This window comes from Halorubrum sp. SS7 (genome assembly GCF_005435055.1).
In the GTDB taxonomy this organism is placed as follows: domain Archaea; phylum Halobacteriota; class Halobacteria; order Halobacteriales; family Haloferacaceae; genus Halorubrum; species Halorubrum salinarum.
Map to the genome: position 1 here is coordinate 1 of NZ_SGXV01000289.1, position 488 is coordinate 488.

1 protein-coding gene and 1 pseudogene are annotated in these 488 nt (G+C 68.9%); one reads left to right on the forward strand and one right to left on the reverse strand.

Translation table 11 applies throughout. From position 1 onward, the window contains the following. The coding region (locus EXE44_RS21975; protein ID WP_137718052.1) for a twin-arginine translocation signal domain-containing protein at positions 1 to 90 on the reverse strand (90 nt) is incomplete at its 3' end. A gap of 195 nt (positions 91 to 285) precedes the next feature. Here EXE44_RS21975 and EXE44_RS18075 point away from each other — a divergent pair. Continuing rightward, a pseudogene (locus EXE44_RS18075) lies at positions 286 to 488 on the forward strand (hypothetical protein); the annotation flags it as partial.

Sequence of the window (488 nt, forward strand, 5' to 3'; positions counted from 1 at the left end):
GGAACAGCCCGCGAGTCCGACCGCACCGGCCGTTCCGGCGTACTTGAGCACCGTCCGCCTGTCGACGTGATCATCGCTGTCAGTAGGCATAGGCGATCTCAAACGACAGAGCGTTATGAACCTACCGGCAGAGAGTGCCCCTACCGCGCCCGTCTGCTAGCGATCCGTTGACAGGAGCGAGTCGCGATCGGTGCGACGGCCAGCAGGGATCGGAGCGTGACGAGAACCGACGGGGACCGACCGGGACCGACGCATATGTACGGGTGCGGCCGGTAGCCGCGGATCGTGAACGGAACCGATCCCGGACCGCGATGGGGAGCCGTCGAGGACGACGCGGAGTCGACGGCGGCGGCGTACCGAGAGCGGGGCTGGACCGCGATCGCGGGGCATCCCGGCGACGTGAATCCCGTCGACGACGACGCCCGGATCGACGTGCTGTTGCCCGAGTCGGAGTTCGACGCGGCGCTGGACGCGGTCGGCGACGCCGC